Annotated in this window: 16 protein-coding genes; 6 read left to right on the forward strand and 10 right to left on the reverse strand. The window is 74.2% G+C overall.

All coding sequences use genetic code 11. From position 1 onward, the window contains the following. Positions 1–2: 2 nt before the first annotated feature. Positions 3–794 carry a metal-dependent hydrolase gene (locus ACFCZ1_RS00210; RefSeq protein ID WP_376676036.1) on the forward strand — a complete coding sequence of 264 codons (792 nt, stop codon included), beginning with the start codon at positions 3–5 and terminating at the stop codon, positions 792–794. A gap of 691 nt (positions 795–1,485) precedes the next feature. On the opposite strand, the gene ACFCZ1_RS00215 is transcribed toward ACFCZ1_RS00210, so the two are convergent. The 4 genes from ACFCZ1_RS00215 to ACFCZ1_RS00230 form a co-directional block, all read right to left on the reverse strand. Next, positions 1,486–3,267, reverse strand: a complete 1,782-nt coding sequence (locus tag ACFCZ1_RS00215) for an ABC transporter ATP-binding protein (RefSeq protein ID WP_376676037.1) — start codon at positions 3,265–3,267, stop codon at positions 1,486–1,488. Next, a complete protein-coding gene (locus ACFCZ1_RS00220; RefSeq protein WP_376676038.1) occupies positions 3,264–5,102 on the reverse strand; it encodes an ABC transporter transmembrane domain-containing protein in 1,839 nt (612 codons plus the stop codon). The genes ACFCZ1_RS00215 and ACFCZ1_RS00220 overlap by 4 nt, the downstream gene beginning before the upstream one ends. Before the next feature lie 147 nt (positions 5,103–5,249). Then, positions 5,250–8,201, reverse strand: coding sequence for an FAD-binding and (Fe-S)-binding domain-containing protein (locus tag ACFCZ1_RS00225; RefSeq protein ID WP_376676039.1), 2,952 nt, complete (start codon positions 8,199–8,201; stop codon positions 5,250–5,252). 39 nt (positions 8,202–8,240) lie between these two features. After that, on the reverse strand, positions 8,241–8,693 hold the full coding sequence (locus ACFCZ1_RS00230; RefSeq protein WP_376676040.1) for a MarR family winged helix-turn-helix transcriptional regulator: 453 nt from the start codon (positions 8,691–8,693) through the stop codon (positions 8,241–8,243). Positions 8,694–8,789: 96 nt separating this feature from the next. Here ACFCZ1_RS00230 and ACFCZ1_RS00235 point away from each other — a divergent pair, with 96 nt between their 5' ends. Both ACFCZ1_RS00235 and mltG read left to right on the forward strand, forming a co-directional pair. Next, a complete protein-coding gene (locus tag ACFCZ1_RS00235; protein ID WP_376676041.1) occupies positions 8,790–10,649 on the forward strand; it encodes an ABC transporter ATP-binding protein in 1,860 nt (619 codons plus the stop codon). Positions 10,650–10,712: 63 nt separating this feature from the next. Then, the gene (mltG, locus tag ACFCZ1_RS00240) at positions 10,713–11,579 is read left to right on the forward strand and encodes an endolytic transglycosylase MltG (RefSeq protein WP_376676042.1); all 867 of its coding nucleotides are present in this window, start codon (positions 10,713–10,715) and stop codon (positions 11,577–11,579) included. A 298-nt stretch (positions 11,580–11,877) separates the two neighbouring features. On the opposite strand, the gene ACFCZ1_RS00245 is transcribed toward mltG, so the two are convergent. From ACFCZ1_RS00245 to ACFCZ1_RS00260, 4 genes are all read right to left on the reverse strand, one after another. Further along, entirely contained in the window at positions 11,878–12,954 is a 1,077-nt protein-coding gene (locus ACFCZ1_RS00245) for an FAD-dependent oxidoreductase (RefSeq protein WP_376676043.1), read from the reverse strand. A gap of 63 nt (positions 12,955–13,017) precedes the next feature. Further along, positions 13,018–14,397, reverse strand: a complete 1,380-nt coding sequence (locus ACFCZ1_RS00250; protein ID WP_376676044.1) for a cytochrome P450 — start codon at positions 14,395–14,397, stop codon at positions 13,018–13,020. Positions 14,398–14,507: 110 nt separating this feature from the next. Continuing rightward, positions 14,508–15,185, reverse strand: a complete 678-nt coding sequence (locus ACFCZ1_RS00255) for an HAD family hydrolase (RefSeq protein ID WP_376676045.1) — start codon at positions 15,183–15,185, stop codon at positions 14,508–14,510. Between the two features lie 45 nt (positions 15,186–15,230). After that, a complete protein-coding gene (locus tag ACFCZ1_RS00260) occupies positions 15,231–15,710 on the reverse strand; it encodes an Lrp/AsnC family transcriptional regulator (RefSeq protein ID WP_376676046.1) in 480 nt (159 codons plus the stop codon). Between the two features lie 142 nt (positions 15,711–15,852). Here ACFCZ1_RS00260 and ACFCZ1_RS00265 point away from each other — a divergent pair, with 142 nt between their 5' ends. The 3 genes from ACFCZ1_RS00265 to ACFCZ1_RS00275 are packed head-to-tail and all read left to right on the forward strand — an operon-like array spanning position 15,853 to position 19,869. Beyond that, on the forward strand, positions 15,853–17,433 hold the full coding sequence (locus tag ACFCZ1_RS00265; protein ID WP_376676047.1) for an SDR family oxidoreductase: 1,581 nt from the start codon (positions 15,853–15,855) through the stop codon (positions 17,431–17,433). After that, complete coding sequence (locus tag ACFCZ1_RS00270; RefSeq protein WP_376676048.1) at positions 17,430–18,803, forward strand: cryptochrome/photolyase family protein; 1,374 nt, start codon at positions 17,430–17,432, stop codon at positions 18,801–18,803. Before ACFCZ1_RS00265 ends, ACFCZ1_RS00270 begins: the two co-directional genes overlap by 4 nt. 37 nt (positions 18,804–18,840) lie before the next feature. After that, the gene (locus ACFCZ1_RS00275) at positions 18,841–19,869 is read left to right on the forward strand and encodes a MerR family transcriptional regulator (protein ID WP_376676049.1); all 1,029 of its coding nucleotides are present in this window, start codon (positions 18,841–18,843) and stop codon (positions 19,867–19,869) included. Here ACFCZ1_RS00275 and ACFCZ1_RS00280 read toward each other — a convergent pair. Both ACFCZ1_RS00280 and ACFCZ1_RS00285 read right to left on the reverse strand, forming a co-directional pair. After that, positions 19,790–20,383 carry an RNA polymerase sigma factor gene (locus ACFCZ1_RS00280; RefSeq protein WP_376676050.1) on the reverse strand — a complete coding sequence of 198 codons (594 nt, stop codon included), beginning with the start codon at positions 20,381–20,383 and terminating at the stop codon, positions 19,790–19,792. The two genes, ACFCZ1_RS00275 and ACFCZ1_RS00280, sit on opposite strands and share 80 nt — an antisense overlap. Positions 20,384–20,489: 106 nt before the next feature. Further along, a complete protein-coding gene (locus tag ACFCZ1_RS00285; protein ID WP_376676051.1) occupies positions 20,490–21,164 on the reverse strand; it encodes a YoaK family protein in 675 nt (224 codons plus the stop codon). Positions 21,165–21,220 lie beyond the last annotated feature (56 nt).

The raw sequence follows: 21,220 nt of genomic DNA on the forward strand, positions 1-21,220 counted from the left end.
CCATGATGGGTCCGGCGCATTCACTCTCCGGGGCAGCGGCCTGGCTGGGGGTGGGCGCGGCGACCGCGGCCGCCGGGCACCCCATGCCGTGGCCGGTCCTCGCCGTCGGCGCGCTGATCTGCGCCGGAGCCGCCCTCGCCCCCGACCTCGACCACAAGTCGGCGACGATCTCGCGCGCGTTCGGCCCGCTCTCCCGAGGCCTGTGCGAGGTGGTCGACAAGATCTCCTACGCGGTCTACAAGGCCACCCGCTCGCCGAAGGACGCCCGCCGCACCGGGGGCCACCGCACCCTGACGCACACCTGGCTCTGGGCCGTCCTGATCGGCGGCGGAGCTTCCGTGCTCGCCGTGACGGCCGACCGCTGGGGCGTGCTGGCCCTGCTCTTCGTCCACCTGGTGCTCGCGGTCGAAGGCCTGCTGTGGCGGGCCGCCCGGATGTCCAGCGACATCCTCGTCTGGCTGCTCGGCGCCACCAGTGCGTGGATCCTGGCCGGTGTGCTCGACCAGCCCGGAAACGGCGCGGGCTGGCTGTTCACCGAGCCCGGGCAGGAGTACCTCTGGCTCGGCCTGCCGATCCTGCTCGGAGCACTGGTCCACGACATCGGCGACGCCCTGACCGTCTCCGGCTGCCCGGTCCTGTGGCCGCTCCCGATCGCCGGCAAGCGCTGGTACCCCATCGGCCCGCCGAAGATGATGCGCTTCCGGGCCGGCAGCTGGGTGGAGCTCAAGGTCCTCATGCCGGTGTTCCTGCTGCTCGGCGGGTTCGGCGGCGCCTCGGCCCTCGGGTTCATCTAGGACCGGGACCGGAGGCCGTCCGGTCGGTACCCCCACCGGCAGAGAACATGTGGGCCGACGAGCCGTCAGAGCCGTCGGTTCGCGGCGGGACCGGGGGATCATGCGCAGGTGGCCGCAAGCCGTCCGTCCGGGTGCTGACGTGGCTCCCGGGATCGGGTCCCTGCCCGAACCCGTGGCTGCACCGCACCCAGGTGAACGACATCGGGTGGTCGTTCGGCCCGGCTGTCGGTGTCTCCCACGACCTGGCGGCCTCCTACCTGCTCGGCACCACGGTGTCCGCCGTACCCTTCCCGCTGGGGCCGCTGGGGCCGCTGGGGCCGCCGGGGCCGCCGGGGCCGCCGGGGCCGCCGGGGCCACCGGGAGCGCGCCAGCGACTTCCCGTACGCGCGGCCGCCGCCGGAGGACAGCCCGCAGGAGCGGGCCCGTACTGGCCCGGCAGCTGCCCGGTGCGCGCCCCCCACGGGCTCGCCCCGGACGCCCGCAGCACCGCTTGCACCGTCACCGACGACGACCGGCCCGGCGGCGCCGTGCAGGAGGCCGGCCACGGGCGACACCCACCCGGTCGTCCGGACCTGCGCCGCCAGGCAGGCCCTCGTTCCGGAGCCGGCAGGCTGACCGACGGCAGCGGGGCGGCCGGACCACCCGTCGGTCCGGCCGCCCCCGCGGCCGCCCCCGCGTCCCGGCAGCGGGGTCACCCGTGCCAGGACCGCCACAGCGCCGCGTACGCGCCGTCGGCGGCGACCAGTTCGTCGTGCGATCCGAGTTCGCTGATCCTGCCGCCCTCGACCACCGCGATCACATCCGCGTCGTGCGCCGTGTGCAGCCGGTGGGCGATCGCGATGACCGTACGGCCGTCGAGCACCCGGGCCAGTGAACGCTCCAGGTGCCGTGCCGCACGCGGGTCCAGCAGCGAGGTCGCCTCGTCCAGCACCAGTGTGTGCGGGTCCGCCAGCACCAGCCGGGCCAGCGCGACCTGCTGCGCCTGAGCCGGGGTCAGTGTCGTGCCGCCGGAGCCGACCCCGGTGTCCAGGCCGGCCTCCAGGCCCCGCGCCCAGCTCTCCGCGTCCACCGCGCCCAGCGCCGCCCACAGCTCCGCGTCCCCGGCGCCCGTCCTGGCCAGGCGCAGGTTGTCCCGCAGCGAGCCCACGAACACGTGGTGCTCCTGGTTGACGAGTGCCACGTGCTCACGCACCCGCTCCGCCCGCATCCGCGACAGCCGCGCACCGCCGAGGGTGATCTCGCCCGTCCGCGGCGCGTAGATGCCCGCGAGCAGCCGGCCCAGCGTGGACTTGCCCGCCCCCGACGGACCGACGAGCGCCATCCGGGTGCCCGGTGGCACGGACATCGACACCTCGTGCAGTACGTCCACGCCCTCCCGGTAGCCGAAGCGCACCTCGTCGGCCCGGACGTCCCGGCCCTCCGGCCCGACCTTCGGGTCCCCGGCGTCCGGCTCGATCTCCCGCACGCCCACCAGCCGGGCCAACGAGACCTGCGCGATCTGCAGTTCGTCGTACCAGCGAAGGATCAGGCCGATCGGATCGACCATCATCTGGGCGAGCAGCGCGCCTGTGGTCAGCTGTCCCACCGACATCCAGCCCCGCAGCACGCAGTACCCGCCGATCATCAGCACGGAGCCGAGGATCGTCACGTACGTGACGTTGACGACGGGGAAGAGGACCGTCCGCAGGAACAGCGTGTACCGCTCCCACGCCGTCCACTGCTTGATCCGGCGCTCCGACAGCGCGATCCGGTCCTTCCCCAGACGGTGCGCCTCGACCGTGCGGCCCGCGTCCACCGTCTCGGTGAGCGCGGCCGCGACCGCCGCGTAGCCGGCCGCCTCCGAGCGGTACGCCGACGGAGCGCGCCGGAAGTACCAGCGGCAGCCGATCACCAGCACCGGCAGCGCCACCAGTGCGGCCAGCGCGAGCTGCGGCGCAGTCACCGCGAGCGCTCCGTAGAGCAGCCCCGCCCAGACCACGCCGATGGCCAGCTGCGGCACGGCTTCGCGCATGGCGTTGGCGAGCCGGTCGATGTCGGTGGTGATCCGCGAGAGCAGGTCGCCGGTGCCCGCGCGCTCCAGCACACCGGGCGGCAGCCCCACGGACCGCACCAGGAAGTCCTCGCGCAGATCGGCCAGCATCTCCTCGCCGAGCATCGCCCCGCGCAGCCGGACCAGCCGGACGAAGAACGCCTGGACGGCGAGCGCCACCGCGAACAGCACTGCCACGCGCTCCAGATGGAGCTCCCGCGCTCCCGCCGCGAGGTCGTCCACGAGCCGCCCCAGCAGGTACGGGCCGACCATGGAGGCGATCACCGCGACGGCGTTGACGCCCACCAGCACCACGAAGGCCCGCCGGTGTCGCCGGAACAGGCCTCGCACATAGCCCCGTACGGTCGCCGACGTGCCCACGGGCAGGGTCGCGGCCGACTCGGGAGCCGCCGGATCGTACTCCGGCGGTGCCACGCCGATCATGCGGATTCCTCGATCTCTGTGAGTGCTTCTTCCAGCTCTGTCAGTCCGGGCCGCCCGGCCCGCTGCTCCTCTTCCGTCTCGCGCGTGACGACCGCCCGGTAGAGCGGTTCGCCGTGCAGCAGCTCGCGGTGCGTACCGACTGCCGCCACCGCGCCCTCGTGGATGAGGACCACCCGGTCGGCGCGGTCCAGCAGCAGCGGGGAGGACGCCAGGACCACGGTGGTGCGCCCGGCGCGCAGCGCCGCGACCCCGTCCGCGATCCGTGCCTCGGTGTGCGAGTCGACCGCCGAGGTCGGCTCGTCCAGCACCAGCACCTCCGGATCGGTCACCAGCGAGCGCGCCAGCGCCAGCCGCTGGCGCTGCCCGCCGGACAGGGACCGGCCGCGCTCGGTGATCCGCGCGTCCATCGGATCATCGATCCCGTCCGGCGCCGACTGCAGCAGTGCGTCCAGGACGTCCGCGCACTGGGCCGCCGCCAGGGCCGCGCCGGACTCGACCGCGCCCGAGGACGGTACGTCGAACAGCTCGCGCAGCGTCCCGGACAGCAGGACCGGCTCCTTGTCCTGTACGAGGACCAGGGTGCGCGCGGTGTCCAGCGCGAGCTCGTCCAGCGCGACCCCGCCGAGGAGCACCGAGGGTCCGCCGGCGGCCCCGGCGTCCTCCTCCATCGGGTGGCCGCCGAGACGCTCGGCGAGCCGGCCCGCCAGGTCCGGGTCGCCGCACACGACGGCGGTGAACCGTCCTGCGGGGGCCAGCAGTCCGGTCTGCGGGTCGTACAGGTCCCCTCCCGGGGACGGTGCCTTCGCCGCAGCGGCGGCCGGCTGCCGCTCGGCGGCGTCCGTACGGGTCAGTGACAGCACCCGGGCAGCCCGCTTGGCCGAGGGCCGCGAGAACGAATAGGCCATCGCGATCTCCTCGAAGTGCCGCAGCGGGTAGAGCATCGTTGCCACCGCGCTGAACACCGCGACGAGTTCGCCGACCGCGATGCGTCCGTCCGCCACGAGCCCGGAGCCGTACCAGACCACCGTGATCAGCAGGACGCCCGGCAGGAGCACCTGGATCGCCGAGATCAGCGCCCACATCCGGGCACTGCGCACGGCCGCCCTGCGCACCTCCTGCGAGGCTTCGCGGTAGCGGCCGAGGAACAGCTCCTCGCCGCCGATGCCGCGCAGGACCCGCAGGCCCGCGACGGTGTCGGAGGCCAGCTCGGTGGCCTTGCCCGCCTTCTCCCGCTGGACGTCGGCGCGTCGGGTGGCGCGGGGCAGCAACGGCAGCGCCGCCAGGGCGACCAGCGGCACTCCGATCGCCACGACCAGGCCCAGCTCGGGTACGTAGAACAGCAGACCGACGCAGACGAGGACGACGGTGAACGCGGCGGCGAGGAAGCGGGAGACCGCCTCGACGAACCAGCCGATCTTCTCCACATCGCCCGTGGAGACCGCGACCACCTCGCCCGCGGCGACCCGGCGGGTCAGGGCGGAGCCCAGCTCGGCGGTCTTGCGCGCCAGCAGCTGCTGCACGCGGGCCGCGGCCGTGATCCAGTTGGTGACGGCGGTCCGGTGCAGCATGGAGTCGCCGAGCGAGATGGCGGCGCCCAGCAGCACGAGCAGCCCGCCGACGAGGAGCAGCCGTGTGGCGTCGCGGTCGATGACCGCGTCGATGCCCGTGCCCACCGCGTACGGCAGTCCGGCGATGCCGCCGAAGTGCACCAGTCCCCAGCACAGGCTCTTGACCTGTCCGCCGAGCTGACCCCGGCCCAGCCACATCAGGAACCGGGGCCCGGAACGTGCGTCGGGTACCCCGGGGTCCGGATACGGAAGATCGCTGATCTGCATGACGCCCCATGACTGGTCGAGTGGTCCAAACCGTGCAAGGTTCGCCTTCCGGGCCGGAGCCGGGCAATCGATTTTCCGTCGCCACAGCCTCGTCACGGGGAGGTTTACGGCGCCCCGGACTACATAGCGCCAGGTCGGGAACGTACGTCAGGGGCGGGTGGCCTGCTCCAGTTCGAGCAGAACCGAGTAATAGCCACGCCCGGTCGCCCGCTCCATGCCGACCTCGCACATCCGGTTCGCCGAGAGGTGGGCGTCGAAGTGCCGCGCCGTCACCTCGGCGGCCTCCCGCGCCGTCGCCGAGGCCGTCAGCTCGGGGTGCAGCATGCCCCGGTCGCCCGCGAAGGCGCAGCACCCCGCGTCGTCCGGGACCACCACCTCGTCGGCGCACGCCTCGGCTACGGCCCGCAGCTGCCCCTCGCCGCCCAAGTGCCGCATCGAGCAGGTGGGATGGAGGACCGCCGAGCCGGCCGTGCGACGGACCTCCAGGTGCGGCAGCAGTTCCTCGGCGGCCCAGACCACCGAGTCGACGATGCGCAACTCCGCGTGCAGGGCCTGGTTCTCCTCGGTCAGGTAGGGGACCACCTCGTGGGCGATGCCCAGGGTGCAGGAGGAGGCGTCGACGACCAGCGGCAGCCGCCCGCCGGCGGTCCAGCCCCACGCCGCCTCGACGATGCGGTTGGCCATCAGCCGGTTCCCGGCGTCGTAGCCCTTGGAGTGCCAGATCGTCGCGCAGCACGTGCCGGTCACGTCACGGGGGATCCACACGGGTTTCCCGGCCCGCTCCGACACGGCCACCACGGCCTGGGGCAGGGAGGGCCCGGGCCGGCCGTCGGGACCGCCGCCGAAGATCCGGTTGACGCAGGAGGGGTAGTACACCGCCGAGGCGCCCACCCGCCGGGTGGCGGGCGGTCTCCGCGCCGCGGCTGGGGGGATCTGCGGCAGCCACCGCGGCACCAGGTCCGGTCGTACGGCCTTGCGCGCGGCCTCCGTGACCGCCGTCAGCAGGCCGTCCCCGAGCCGGTCCCCGAGCAGGTCCCTCAGCTGGTCGGCGGTGGCCACCGCCAGCCGGGTGGCGGCCTCGACGGCGCGGAACCGGCGCGCGGCGAGCACGGCGGCCCGCTCCTCACGGGAGCCGTGCCGGCGGTGGCGGAATTCCCTCATCAGCGCGCCGGTGTCGATGCCGACCGGGCAGGCCGCCTTGCAGGCGGAGTCGCCCGCGCAGGTGTCGACGGCGTCGTAGCCGTAGGCGTCGAGCAGCCCCTCCAGCACCGTCGAGCCGGGCTGCTGCCGCGTCATCTCGCGGCGCAGCACGATCCGCTGGCGCGGACTGGTCGTCAGGTCCCCGCTGGGGCAGGACGGTTCGCAGAACCCGCACTCGATGCACGGGTCGGCCGCCCCCTCCACCCGCGGGATGGTCTTCAGGCCGCGCAGGTGGGCCCGCGGGTCGCGGTCGAGCACGATCCGCGGCGCGAGCACCCCCTCGGGGTCGATGACGCGCTTGGTGCGCCACATCAGTTCGGTGGCCCCGGCGCCCCACTCCATTTCCAGGAAGGGCGCCATGTTGCGCCCGGTGGAGTGCTCCGCCTTCAGGGAGCCGTCGAACCGTTCCACGACGAGCCGGCAGAAGGCGTCCATGAAGGCCGCGTACCGCTCGACGTCCGCCGGGTCGGCGGCGTCGAAGGCGAGCAGGAAGTGCAGGTTGCCGTGGGCCGCGTGACCGGCGACGGCCGCGTCGAAGCCGTGCTCCGCCTGGAGCCCGAGCAGCGCCTCGCAGGCCTCGGCCAGCCGGGACGGCGGTACCGCGAAGTCCTCGGTGATCAGTGTGGTGCCGCGGGCGCGGGCTGCGCCGACAGCGGTGACGAAGGCCCTGCGGGCCGTCCAGTAGCCGCGGATGGTCGTGGTGTCCCGGGTGAACGCGTTGGTGACCGAGGCCACCGGGGCGACGAGGCCGAGCCCGGTGACCAGCCGCGTCGCGCGGCGTTCGTACGCGTCCAGGCCGGCCCCGTCCGGTGCGCGGAACTCCACCAGCAGGGCGGCTGTGTCCTTGGGCAGGTCCGCCCAGTCGGTGGGGACGCCCGCGACGCCGACCGAGGCGCGCAGGGTGTTGCCGTCCATCAGCTCGACGGCGATGGCGCCGGCCTGGTTGAAGAACGGCACGGCGGCGGCCGCGGCGGGCAGCGAGGGGAAGAACAGCAGGGCGGAGCAGAGTTCGCGGTCCAGCGGGAGGGTGTCGAAGACGACCTCGGCGATGAAGCCGAGGGTGCCCTCCGACCCGACGATCAGACCGCGCAGGATCTCGACGGGGGTACGGCCGTCCAGATAGGCGTCGAGCCGGTAGCCGGTGGTGTTCTTGATCTGGTGCTTGGCGCGGATCCGGGCGACCAGTGCGGGGTCGGCCTCGATCTCGGCCTTGATCTCCATCAGCCCGCGGCACAGGGCCGGTTCCGCGCGCGCCAGCTCCTCGTCGGCCAGCGGGTCCGCCGTGTCCACCACGGTTCCGCTGGGGAGGACGAGGGTGAGGGAGGAGAGCGTGCGGTACGAGTTCCTCGTGGTGCCCGCCGTCATGCCCGAGGCGTTGTTGGCGACGACCCCGCCGAGGGTGCAGGCGATGGCACTGGCCGGGTCGGGGCCGAGCACGCGGCCGTGCCGGGCGAGGGCGGCATTGGCCCGGAAGACGGTGGTGCCGGGCCGGATCCGGGCCAGTCGGCCCTCGTCCAGCACCTCGACGCCGGCCCAGTGGCGGCGTACGTCGACGAGGACGTCCTCGCCCTGGGCCTGGCCGCCCAGCGAGGTTCCCGCGGCGCGGAAGACGACCTCGCGCCGGCGGCCGTGGGCGTACGAGAGGACCGCGGAGATGTCGTCGATGTCCTCGGCGATCACCACGACCTGGGGGACGAAGCGGTAGGGGGAGGCGTCCGAGGCGTAGCGGACCAGGTCGGAGACCTTCCACAGCACCTTTTCGGCGCCGAGCAGCTCGGACAGCTCGGTGCGCAGCGGATCCGGAGTGCCGGCGGCGCGGTGCCCGCGCACCCGGTCGGGAGCGGGGCCGCCGATGCTGCGCGGGCGCAGTGCCCCGGGCTTCGGTTCCAGCAGCGGCATGGGGACCCCTCGCCTCATCGCGGCCCGCGCGTGGCCCCGTCAGCAGCGGCGCTCCGCCGGGGCGTCCGACAGGGCGTTCAGCAGCCCGCCGAGGACCTCGCGCTGTCCGGCGGTCAATGGGGCAAGGATCTCCTCTGCCGCGTCGGTCCGCGCGTTGCGCAGACGGCGCAGCGTGGCGCGGCCGGTGTCGGTGAGCTCGATCCGAATGACGCGTCGGTTCTCGGGGTCGGGCGCGCGGCGCACGCACTCGGCCGCCTCCAAGCCGTCCACGAGGGTGGTCACGGCGCGCGGGACGACCTCCAGGCGGGCGGCGAGATCCGCCATTCGGGGTGCCTGACCGCCCTCGTAGTGCGAGACGAGGCGCAGCAGCCGACCCTGGGCGGGAGTGATCCCGAGCGGTTCCATGTGGCGCTTCTGGATCCGGTGGAGCCTGCGCGTCAGGCGCAGCAGCTGTTCGGCGAGGAGGCGATCGGTGTCGGAGGCGGAGCTCATGCCGGGAACAATATCAGGACCCCATTCATTGTGAGCATAGGTAACAATGACCTATGCTCCCATGGTCCTGACTTCCGACCCCCCGAGAGGGTGCCCATGCGCGACGAACCGAAGTGGACCCCGTCGAAAGTCCCGCTCGACCCCGACCGCCCCGCCCCGGCGGAGCAGCCGCGCGAGCTGCGGCGCATCGTGGGCCTCTTCCGGCCCTACCGCGGCCGCCTCGCCGTCGTCGGCCTGCTGGTCGCCGCCTCCTCGCTGGTCGGCGTCGCCTCGCCGTTCCTGCTGAAGGCGATCCTGGACGTCGCGATCCCCGAGGGCCGGACCGGGCTGCTCAGCCTGCTCGCGCTCGGCATGATCCTTACGGCCGTCGTCACCAGCGTCTTCGGCGTGCTCCAGACCCTGATCTCCACCACGGTCGGCCAGCGCGTCATGCACGACCTGCGCACCGCCGTCTACGCGCAGCTCCAGCGGATGCCGCTGGCCTTCTTCACCCGGACCCGCACGGGTGAGGTGCAGTCCCGCATAGCCAACGACATCGGCGGCATGCAGGCCACCGTCACCTCCACCGCGACCTCGCTCGTCTCCAACCTGACGGCCGTCATCGCCTCGGTCGTCGCCATGCTCGCGCTCGACTGGCGGCTCACGCTGGTCTCGCTGCTCCTGCTCCCCGTCTTCGTGTGGATCAGCCGGAGGGTCGGCCGCGAGCGCAAGAAGATCACCACGCAACGGCAGAAGCAGATGGCCGCCATGGCCGCGACCGTCACCGAGTCGCTGTCGGTGAGCGGCATCCTGCTCGGCCGCACCATGGGCCGCTCCGAGTCCCTCACCTCCGCGTTCGCGGAGGAGTCCGAGAAGCTCGTCGGTCTGGAGGTGCGCTCCAGCATGGCCGGACGCTGGCGGATGTCCACCATCGGCATCGTCATGGCGGCCATGCCCGCGCTCATCTACTGGGCCGCGGGCCTGGCCCTCCAGACCGGCGCCCCCGCGCTCTCCGTCGGCACCCTCGTCGCCTTCGTCACCCTCCAGCAGGGCCTGTTCCGGCCCGCCGTGAGCCTGCTGTCGACCGGTGTGCAGATCCAGACCTCGCTCGCCCTCTTCGCCCGCATCTTCGAGTACCTCGACCTGCCGGTGGACATCACCGAGCGCGAGGACGCCGTGCGCCTGGAGCGGGCCAAGGGCGAGGTCCGGCTGGAGGACGTGCACTTCGCGTACGACACCAAGAGCGGCCCGACCCTCACCGGAATCGACATCACCGTCCCGGCCGGCGGCTCCCTCGCCGTGGTCGGCCCGACCGGCTCCGGCAAGAGCACGCTCAGCTACCTGGTCCCCCGGCTCTACGACGTGACCGGCGGGCGGGTCGCCATCGACGGGGTGGACGTGCGCGACCTCGACTTCGACTCGCTGGCCCGCTCCATAGGCGTGGTCTCCCAGGAGACCTACCTCTTCCACGCCTCGGTCGCGGACAACCTCCGCTTCGCCAAGCCCGACGCGACGGACGAGGAGATAGCCGAAGCGGCCCGCGCGGCCCAGATCCACGACCACATCGAGTCCCTGCCCGACGGGTACCAGACCCTGGTCGGCGAGCGCGGCTACCGGTTCTCCGGAGGTGAGAAGCAGCGCCTCGCCATCGCCCGCACCATCCTGCGGGACCCGCCGGTGCTGATCCTGGACGAGGCCACCAGCGCCCTCGACACGCGCACCGAGCACGCCGTCCAGCGGGCCATCGACGACCTCTCCCAGGGCCGTACCACCATCACCATCGCGCACCGCCTCTCCACCGTCCGCGACGCCGACCAGATCGTGGTCCTGGACGCGGGCCGGATAGCCGAGCGCGGCACCCACGAAGAGCTGCTGAAGGCCGACGGCCGGTATGCGGCCCTGGTCCGCCGCGACCGGGACGCGGCGCAGCCGCCGGCATCGGTACAGGACGCCGAGCTGGCTCCGGTGAATGTGTGACCATATGACCGGCGCACCGGCTGGATGTCGGGAAAGCGGCGATATGCAGGTTAGCGTTCCCGTATGCGCCATGAGTACCGGCCGCCACAGCGCCGTTCCCGGCTCACCCGCCGGGGCCGGCTGGCGCTGCTCTTCCTCGGCACGCTGATCGCGATCGCGGCGGCCGTCCTGGTCCCGCTGCTCCGGGGCGGTGAAGAGCCGGAGAAGCCGCGCCAGTTGCTGATCCCCGAGGGCTGGCGCGCACCTCAGGTGTACGCGGCGATCGACCGCGCGCTGGGGCTCCCGGCCGGTTCGGCCAAGGCGTCCGTGCCCACCGCAGGCCTCGCCCTGCCCGCCGAGGCGAAGGGGAACCCCGAGGGCTACCTCTTCCCGGCCACCTACCCGGTGAATTCGAAGACCACCCCGGGCGCGCTCCTCGCGTACATGGTGCGGACGGCGAACCAGAAGCTCGCCACCCCGGCCGTCGCTGAGGGCGGCAAGGCCCACGGGATGACCCCGTACCAGACGGCCACCCTGGCCAGCATCATCGAAGCGGAGGCCGACAGCCGCGCCGACATGGGCAAGGTCGCCCGGGTGGTGCACAACCGGCTGGCGAAGTCGATGCCGCTCCAGATGGACTCCACCATCAACTACGCACTGAACCGGAGCACGGTCGACACCAAGCTGAGCGACACCCGGATCGACAGCCCCTTCAACACCTACGAACGCCAGGGGCTGCCGCCCACGCCGATCGACAGCCCGGGACTGGACGCCATGGCGGCCGCGGTCGCGCCGACGCCCGGTGACTGGCTGTTCTTCGTCACCGTCAAGCCGGGGGACACGCGCTTCTCTGCGACGTACGAGGAGCACAAGAAGCAGGTGGCCGATTTCAACCGGATCCGCGCCCGTGCCGACTCCCGCGCAGGTCAGGGGGCTGCCACCGGGAAATGAGGGGGCGGTGGCCCCGGGAGTGGCCCTACGATCGCGGCTTGCCGGACGTGTGGCCGGGGGGGGCAGCCGTGAAGTGGCCATGGAGAGCGAAGCCGAGAGCCGGAGCGAACGCAGAAGCGGGGGCAGGAGCAGGAGCAGAGGCGGGAGCGCAGGCGCCGCAGGGCGTGCCCGCCGATGAGGCACAGGACGCCCCACCGCCGGTGGACGCCGCCGCCGAGCGGGCAGCGCACAAGCTCGTGGTCGAACGGTGGGGCCGCAGCGCGGCGGGGTGGCGCGGGCTGAGGGCCCCGCGGCGCCGTCAGGCCGCGGGCGCGCCCACCCGTTCACGGGTCAGCAGTCGGCGGATCTCGCGGACCGCGGCGCCGCCCGCGCGGTTGGCACCGACGGTCGACGCCGACGGGCCGTATCCGACCAGGTGGATCCGCTCGTCCCGCACGGCCCTGGTTCCCTCGACGCGGATGCCGCCGCCCGGCTCGCGCAGGCGCATCGGCGCCAGGTGGTCGACGGCCGCACGGAAGCCGGTCGCCCACAGGATGACGTCCGCTTCCACGCGGCCTCCGTCCGCCCAGGCCGCACCGGTGGCGGTGATGCGGTCGAACACGGGCCGGCGGTCCAGCACCCCCGAGTCCAGCCCGGCCCGTACGGCTTCGTTCAGCGGGAGCCCGGTCACGCTCACCACGCTCTGCGGCGGCAGTCCCCGGCGGACCCGTTCGTCCACCAGGGCCACCGCGGCCCGGCCCTCGGCCTCGCCGAAGCCCGCGTCGCGGAAGAGCGGGGCCCGCCTCGTCACCCAGGTGGTCTCCGCGGCCACCTCGGAGATCTCCAGCAGGTGCTGCACCGCCGAGGTGCCGCCGCCCACGACGATCACCCGGGCCCCGGCGAACTCCTGGGGCCCCGGGTAGTCCGCGGTGTGCAGCTGGCGGCCGCGGAAGGTCTCCTGGCCGGGGTAGCGCGGCCAGAACGGCCGGTCCCAGGTCCCGGTGGCGTTGATCAGGGCCCGGACCGACCAGTCGCCGGCCGAGGTCTCCACGTGCAGCCGTCCGGAGTCCCCCTCGCGTACCGCCGACACGTCCACGGGGCGCCGTACGCGCAGGCCGAAGCGGTCCTCGTAGGCGGCGAAGTACTCCCCGATCACCTCGGACGACGGGCGCAGCGGGTCGGCGCCCGTCAGCTCCATGCCGGGCAGGGCGTGCATCCCGTGGACCCTGCCGTAGGTGAGAGAGGGCCAGCGGAACTGCCAGGCCCCGCCCGGTGCCGGGGCGTGGTCCAGGACCACGTGGCCGAGCCCCGCCCGCGTCAGGTGGTACGCGCTGGACAGGCCGGCCTGCCCGGCGCCGATGACTGCCACGTCCACGTTCCGCGTCACATTGTTCACGGTTCTACCAACTCGCGACGGCTGCGGGATCTTCCCGCGGCCGCCTGCCGGCCCAGGAGGCCGTCAGCCGCGGCCCCCACCGTGCCGGCCCGTGCGGCGCAGTGTCGCCAGGACCGGCCCGACCGGCTGCAGGGTGAGCCCCGGGAAGACCCCGGCCCGCCCGTTCCCGCTGTCCAGGTGGAACCGCTGCCCCAGCACCGCCAGTACGAGCGCCGCCTCCACCAGGGCGAACCGCGCGCCCAGACAGGCCCGCGGGCCGCCGCCGAACGGGAACCAGGCGTGTTCCGGCACCGGATGCGGGGCGTCCGCGTCCCACCGCTCGGGGCGGAACTCCTCCGGATCGGGGAACCAGCGCTCGTCCCGGTGCATCGACCAGGGGCTGGTCCACACCGCGGTCCCCGCCGGAACCGGCCGCCCCCCGATGCTCGCGCCCTCCGCGGCCACCGCGGAGATCAGCCAGATCGGCGGATAGATCCGCAGCGCCTCCTTGACCACCTGCCGGGTCCAGGGCAGCCGGTCGTAGTCGTCGTACGCCGGCAGCCGCCCGCCGAGCACCCGGTCCAGCTCCTCGGTCAGCCGGGCCCGCGCCCCGGGCGCCCCCGACAGCAGCTGCCAGGCCCAGGTCAGGGTGGTCGAGGTGGTCTCGTGGCCGCCGATGTAGAGGGTGATCGCCTCGTCCCGGAGCTCCTTGCGGGAAAGCGGGGCGCCGTGCTCGTCGCGGGCGGCGAGCAGCCGGCTCAGCAGGTCGTCCCGCTCGGCCCCGGCCGCCGTGGCCGCCTCGTGCTCGCCTATGACGTGCGCGATCTCCCGGTCGAGGACCGTCACCGCCTCCCGCATCCGGCGCCGCCCGGGCGTCCGTACCCACGGCGGCAGGAACAGCGTGAGCCCCCGGAACTCGGCTCCCAGCTCCCGCTGGGCCGCGGCCATGGCCGCGCTGATGGGCGCCTCCCGGCCGGCGGCGTCGCTCCCGAACAGTGTGCGCACCGCGATCCGTTGGGTGAGTCCGGCCATCTCCCGGTGTACGTCGATCCGTTCGCCCTCGCGCCAGCCGCCGGCCAGTGCGTCCGCGCACTCCACCATGGTGGCGGCGTACGAGCGCACCTGGCGCGGTCGCACGGCGGGCTGGACCAGGGCCCGCTTGCGCCGCCAGTCGTCGCCGGTGGCGACGACGACCCCGTCGCCGAGCAACTGGTGGAAGGCCCAGCCCAGTTCGTTCGGCTTGAAGGTGCCCTCCACGGTGCCGAGCAGCTCGCCGGCGTGCTCGGGCCGCGAGACCAGCACGTTGCGCTGCGGGCCGAGCGACCACGGCACCCAGTCGCCGTACTCGTCGCGCAGGGACTCGAAGAAGGCCAGCGGGTCACGGGCGAAGGCGGGCAGATTTCCGAGCAGGGGCCATCGGCGCGGCCCGTGTCCGGCGCCCCGGGGGAGCGTGGTGGCGGTCACGCAGGCATGGTGGCAGCCGCCGGGACGGGGCGCCAGAGTGCCGCGGCATCGTTCGCTGTTCGCTGTTCGCTGTTCGCTGTTCGCCGTTCCCGTGCGGTGCCGCGGCCGGGTCAGGCGGCCGCCCGCGCGGTGAGCCAGTCGTACGCCGCATCCGCGGTGAACTCCCGCTGTCCGCCCGCGAAGAGCAGCCCGGCGGCCGCGAAGGCCGGATCGTGCGCGGTGTCCGTCACGTACGGGACCGCCACGCAGTCCATGCCCGCGGCGCGCGCGGCCAGCGCGCCCGGGGCCGCGTCCTCGACGACCACGCAGTCGGCGGGTTCGGCCCCCAGCCGGCGGGCCGCTTCCAGGAACACGTCCGGGGCGGGCTTGCCGCGCGCGACCTCCTCGGCCGAGACGACCGTCGTCAGCAGGGCGTCCAGACCGGTGCCGGCGAGTACCGCGTCGATCGCCTCGCGCGAGGAGCCGGAGGCCACCGCCATCGCCGCGCCGTCGGCGTGCAGCCGCTCCACGAACGCGCGCATCTCGGGGAAGGCCTCGGTCCCGGCGCGGGCCAGCTCCAGGTAGGCGGAGTTCTGCTCGGCGAGCAGCTGGCCGACCGGCGCCCGGATGCCGTACCGCTCCTTCAGGAGCTCCAGCGTCTCCAGGGTCCCGATGCCGATGAACCGGGAGTGCTCCTCCCATGTGAAATCGGGAACCCCGTGCCGCAGAAGGGTGCGACGCCCCGACTCGTAGTAGTTCGGCTCGCTGTCCACGAGAGTGCCGTCGAGATCGAATATGACGGAAACCATCCGATGCGCCCGTCCTGCCGGTCGTGTCCCTTGCAGGCCATCCTGTCAGTTTTTGCGGGCCGCCCGACCCACGGCCTCGACCAGGGGGAGCAGCCGGTGCGGGACCCGCTCGCGCAGCGCCACCTCCGTGCGCGTGCGGACCACGCCCGGGAGCTGGATCAGCCGCTGGATCACGTCCTCCAGATGCGCGTTGTCCCTGGCCGCCACCCGCGTCAGCAGGTCGCCGCCACCGGTGATCGAGAACGCCTCGATGATCTCGGGCACGGCGGCCAGCGCGTCACCCACGTCGTCCAGATGCCCCTGGGTCACCTCGATGTGAACGAAGGCCAGCACCGGATGCCCCAGGGCGGCGGGGGAGAGGACCGGCCCCGTCCCGGTGATCACCCCGGTGCGTTCCAGCCGGTCCAGGCGGGCCTGGAGGGTGCCGCGTGCGACCCCCAGGATCCGGGCGTACTCGCGGACGCTGGTGCGCGGCTGCTCGATCAGCAGGCGCAGGATCCTGGTGTCGAGCTCGTCCACCGCCATGCCGCGACTGTACCAATGGCCCGGTTCGCCCGGATCTTGCCGTGGCGGGTGAACCGCCGGGCGGGCCGCATGGCACTCCCCGATGCGAGGGGCGACTGTGTTCTGGTCGGCATCCGAACCGGACACACGAGCGGAGCGAGCCATGTCAGGTCTGAACTGCCTGGTCACCGGGGCCACCGGCTACATCGGAGGCCGGCTGGTGCCCGAGCTCCTCGACGCCGGACACCGCGTCCGGTGCCTGGCCCGGTCCCCGGAGAAACTCCGCGATCACCCCTGGGCCGGCCGGGTCGGGATCGTCCGCGGCGACGCGACCGACCCGCGGTCCGTGGCCGAGGCCCTGGACGGCATCGACGTGGCCTACTACCTGGTGCACGCCCTCGGCGGCGGCTCCGGGTTCGAGGAGCGCGACCGCGCCGCCGCCCGCATCTTCGCCGAGCAGGCGCACAGCGCCGACGTCAGCCGCATCGTGTACCTCGGCGGGCTCACCCCCGCGGGCATCCCCGTCCACGAGCTCTCCCCGCACCTTCGGTCCCGCGCGGAGGTCGGCGAGATCCTCCTCGCCGGCCCCGTACCGGCCACCGTCCTGCGCGCCGCCGTCATCATCGGCTCCGGGTCGGCCTCCTTCGAGATGCTGCGCTACCTCACCGAACGGCTGCCCGTCATGGTGACCCCCAGCTGGGTCGGCACCCGCTGCCAGCCCATCGCCGTCCGCGACGTCCTGCGCTACCTCGTCGGCAGCGCCGCCATGCCGCCCGACGTGAACCGTGCCTTCGACATCGGCGGCCCGGACGTGCTCACCTACGAGGAGATGATGCGCCGCTACGCCGCCGTCGCCGAGCTGCCCCACCGGCTCATCCTGCGCGTCCCGATGCTCACCCCCGGCCTGTCCAGCCAGTGGATCGGCCTGGTCACCCCCGTGCCGCGGGCGCTGGCCCGGCCGCTCGCCGAATCGCTGCGCCACGAGGTGGTCTGTGCCGAGCACGACATCGCGCGCCACGTGCCCGACCCGCCCGGCACGCCGATCGGGTTCGACGAGGCCCTGTCGCTCGCCCTGCGGCGGGTCAAGGAGGCCGAGGTGACCACCCGCTGGTCCTCGGCCTCCGTGCCCGGTGCGCCCAGCGACCCGCTGCCCACGGACCCCGACTGGGCGGGCGGCAGCCTCTACACCGACCGGCGGCAGGCGGCCGTCGAGGCCCCGCCCGGCGCGCTGTGGCGGGTGGTCGAGGGCATCGGCGGGGAGAACGGCTGGTACTCCTTCCCGCTGGCCTGGTCCGTACGGGGCTGGCTCGACCGGCTCGTCGGCGGGGTCGGCATCCGCCGCGGCCGCCGCGACGCGACCCGGCTGCGCGTGGGCGACTCCCTCGACTTCTGGCGGGTGGAGGAGATCGAGCCGGGCCGGCTCCTGCGCCTGCGCGCCGAGATGCGGCTGCCGGGCCTGGCCTGGCTGGAGATGTCCGTGGAGCCCGGCCCCGAGCCCGGTCGCGCGCGGTACCGGCAGCGGGCGCTGTTCCACCCGCACGGACTGCTCGGCCACCTGTACTGGTGGAGCGTGTCCCCCTTCCACGCCGTGGTCTTCGGCGGGATGGCCCGCAACATCGCCCGCGCCGCCGAACGTCAGGGCACGGCCGACGGCCCCGCGTCTCCCGCATCCGCCGCGGCCCCCGGGACCGAAGTACCGCACGACAGCCGTCCTCCCCAGCCCCACGAGGAGCGAGAGCCATGAACGTAGCGGTGGTCCTGTACACCTCCGACCTACGCCTGCACGACCATCCGCCGCTGCGCGCAGCCCTGTCCTCCTGTGACCGGGTGGTCCCGCTCTTCGTCCGCGACCGCGCCCTCGCGGCCGCCGGATTCGCCCCGCCCAACCGGCAGGCCTTCCTGGCGGACTGCCTCGCCGACCTGGACGCCGGACTGCGCGAGCGCGGCGGCCGCCTCGTGATCCGCTCCGGGGACGCCGTCCGGGAGGTCTGCGCCCTCGTGCGCGAGACCGACGCCGACGAGGTCCACATGGCCGCCGGGGTCAGCGGCTTCGCCCACGCCCGCGAGGAGCGGCTGCGCACCGCCCTCGAAGCCGACGGCCGCCGCCTCTACGTGCACGACATGGTGGTGACGGCCGTCGCCCCGGGAGCCGTCCTGCCCGCGGGTTCCGACCACTTCGCCGTCTTCACGCCGTACTTCCGCCGCTGGGCCGAACTGCCGCCGCGGGCCGTCGCCGCGGCACCCCGCGTCATCCGGCTCCCCGAAGGCATCGGCTCCGAGCCGCTGCCCGCACGCGGCGCCCTGACCGGCGTCTCCCCGGCCCTCGCCCGGGGCGGCGAGACCGAGGCCCGCCGGCTTCTGGCGAACTGGCTGCGCTCGGGCATCACCCGCTACGAGGACACCCACGACGACCTGGCCGGCGACGCCACCTCCCGGCTCTCCCCGCACCTGCACTTCGGCACCCTCTCGGCCGCCGAGGCGGTCCAGCGGGCCCGCGCCGCAGGCGGCCCGGGCGCCGAGGCCTTCGTCCGCCAGCTGTGCTGGCGCGACTTCCACCACCAGGTCCTCGCCGCCCGCCCCGAGGTGGCCGCCGAGGACTACCGCGCCCGGCAGGACCGGTGGCGCACCGGGGCCGCCGCCGAGGAGGAGACCGAGGCCTGGAAGGAGGGCCGCACCGGCTACCCGGTGGTGGACGCCGCGATGCGCCAGCTGCGCCACGAGGGCTGGATGCCGGGCCGCGGCCGCCTGCTCGCCGCGAGCTTCTTGACCAAGACCCTGTACGTCGACTGGCGGACCGGGGCGCGCCACTTCCTGGACCTCCTGGTCGACGGGGACCTCGCCAACAACCAGCTCAACTGGCAGTGGGTCGCGGGCACCGGCACCGACACCCGCCCCAACCGGGTGCTCAACCCCGTGAGGCAGGCCCTCCGGTACGACCCGCGGGGCCGATACGTCCACCGCTGGGTGCCGGAGCTCGCCGGGCTCCCCGCCCCGCAGGTGCACGAGCCGTGGCGGCTGGAGGGCCTGGAACGGGCGCGGTACGACTATCCGGACCCGGTGGTGGAACTCGCCGACGGACTCGACCGTTTCCGGCGCGGGCGTGCGACCGGCTGAGCGACCCCGCGCCGGCCACCCGTCGTATCGTGGGCGGGTGCCGTCCGTGCCGCAGCCGCAACCACCGCAGGACCTTCCCGACGCCGCTCTGAGCACCGGAGCCGTCGCCCGGCGCCTCGGGGTGTCGCCGACCACGCTGCGCTCCTGGGAGCGCCGGTACGCGATCGGCCCGGCCCACCGCGAGGACGGGCGCCACCGCCGCTGGACCCCGCAGGACATCGCCCGCCTGGAGCTGATGTGCCGGCTCACCGCGCAGGGCGTGCCCCCGGCCGAGGCGGCCCGGGCCGTGCGGGACGAGGCCACCGCCACCCGCGCCGACGCCCGCGCGGCGAGGCCCGGCCCGGGCGGTCCGGCCTCCCTTCCCCTGGGGGAGGTCCGTCCGCAGTGCAGAGGGCTCGCACGGGCCGCCGTACGACTGGACGCGCCGGCCGTGGAGGACCTGCTGGACGCCGCCCTCGCGGAGGACGGCCTGGTCACCGCGTGGGAGGAGATCATCGCGCCGACCCTGCACGCGGTGGGCCGCAAATGGGCCACGGCGGGGGAGCCCTACGTGGAGGTCGAGCACCTGCTCTCCTGGCACGTCTCCTCGGCCCTGCGCCGGCTCCGGCCCGCCCGCGTGCCCCCGTACCCGGCCGTCCCGCCCGTGCTCCTCGCGTGCGCACCCGGGGAGCAGCACAGCCTGCCGATCGAGGCGCTGGCCGCGGCCCTCGGCGAACGGGGTCTGCCGGTGAGGATGTTCGGAGCCGACCTGCCCGCCGACGCGCTGCGCGCCGCCGTGCGCCGGACCGGGCCGCGGGCCGTCGTGCTGTGGTCCCAGTCCCGGAGCACCGCGGACTTCGCGCTGGCCCGTTCGGCCGCCGGCATCGAGTGGGGCCTGCGGGGCGCCCGGGGCCACTCGACGGTGCTGCTCGCGGGACCCGGCTGGGGCGCGGGCACCTCGGCCCCGCGCATCGAGCGGCTGTTCGGACTGCGGTCGGGCCTGGAGGTCATCGCGGCGTCGGCGGCGGGCCCGCCTCCGCCAGTGACCGGCGCAGGCCGTGCAGGGCCCGCCGCATATGGCTCTTGACGGTGCCCAGCGGTAGCCCGGTGCGGTCCGCGATCTGCGACTGGGTCAGGTCCCCGTAGAAGGCGAGGCGCATCACCCGCTGCTGGGCCGAGGGCAGCCGGGCCAGTTCCCCCAGGACCAGCACCCGGTCCACCACCCGCTCGGGCTCCAGCTCCGGCCGGGCCGCCGTACCGGGGTACGGCGCGAGGTCGTGGCAGGCGCGCGCGGCGGCGGCCGCTTCGGCGCGCCGGGTACGCGCCCGCAGCGCGTCGGCCACCTTGTGCCGGGTGATCCCGGTGAGCCAGGCCCCCAGCCCACCGGGTCCAGGGCGGTAGCCGTGGCGACCGCGCCAGGCGGCGAGGAAGACCTGCTGGGTCACGTCCTCGGCCTCCCGCTCGTCTCCCAGCGCACGCCGGGCCAGTGCGTGGACCAGCGGCCGCCAGCGGCGGTAGACCGTCTCCACACAGTCGTCGGCGCCGGCCACGAAACCGGCCGCGACGCGCTCGTCGAGCCTTTCGGGCCCCTTGTCGTCCATGACCCGAGATTCGTCGCCGCGCCGGGGTCGGCAAAGTCGCATCGTTTCCGCATCGTTTTTCCGCCGAACGATCAGGCGCTGTGCTCCAGCGGCGGCGCGCGGTGGCTCAGGGCCACCGCGAGGACCACCGCCGCCGCGGGCAGCAGCAGTGCGCCCACCGTCCACCCGGACCGACCAGCAGGGCCCCGGTCAGCCCGCCCGCGAACATCGCCAGCACCGCCCCGGCCCGGCGCGCCCAGGCTCCCGTCCCGTAACCGAAGGCGCTGTCCCGCCCCAGGGCCGAGCTGCCGATCAGCGCGGTGAAGGACCGGGTGATCAGGGTCGTCGGCACGCCGGGCACGTTCACGCGCATGGCCGTCACCGTCCGGATGCCCATCGCCGTCGCCAGGATCCCGGTCACCGCCAGATGCTCGGCGCTCGGGTGCCCGTACTGCGGCGCCACACCCCATCCGGCGGCGGCACCGGCCAGGATCAGCGAGGCCTCCACGTACAGGCCGAGCTCGGCCCAGCGCCGGCCCCGGGCCTCCGCCGCCGATTCCATCCGCGCGCCCCACACGGCCCCGAGGCCGAACGCCGCCAGCGAGGCCGCGGCCGACAGCGCGGGCAGGTTCCCCTGTCGCGCGAGCCCGAACGCCAGGAAGAGCACGTTCCCGGTCTGCATCGCGGTGAACACCGGCCCCAGGGCGAGCAGGCTCACCGCCTCGATCAGCCCCGTGACCGCGGTCAGGACGATCATCAGCCAGGTCAGGGACGGACGCACCGGGTGCGCACCTGCGTTCATGAGGCCCGACAGTGACACGCCCTCCGCGGTCCTCCGGCGCCGACATGCCGGAGGGC

The sequence above is a fragment of the Streptomyces sp. NPDC056224 genome (assembly GCF_042267665.1).
GTDB lineage: Bacteria > Actinomycetota > Actinomycetes > Streptomycetales > Streptomycetaceae > Streptomyces.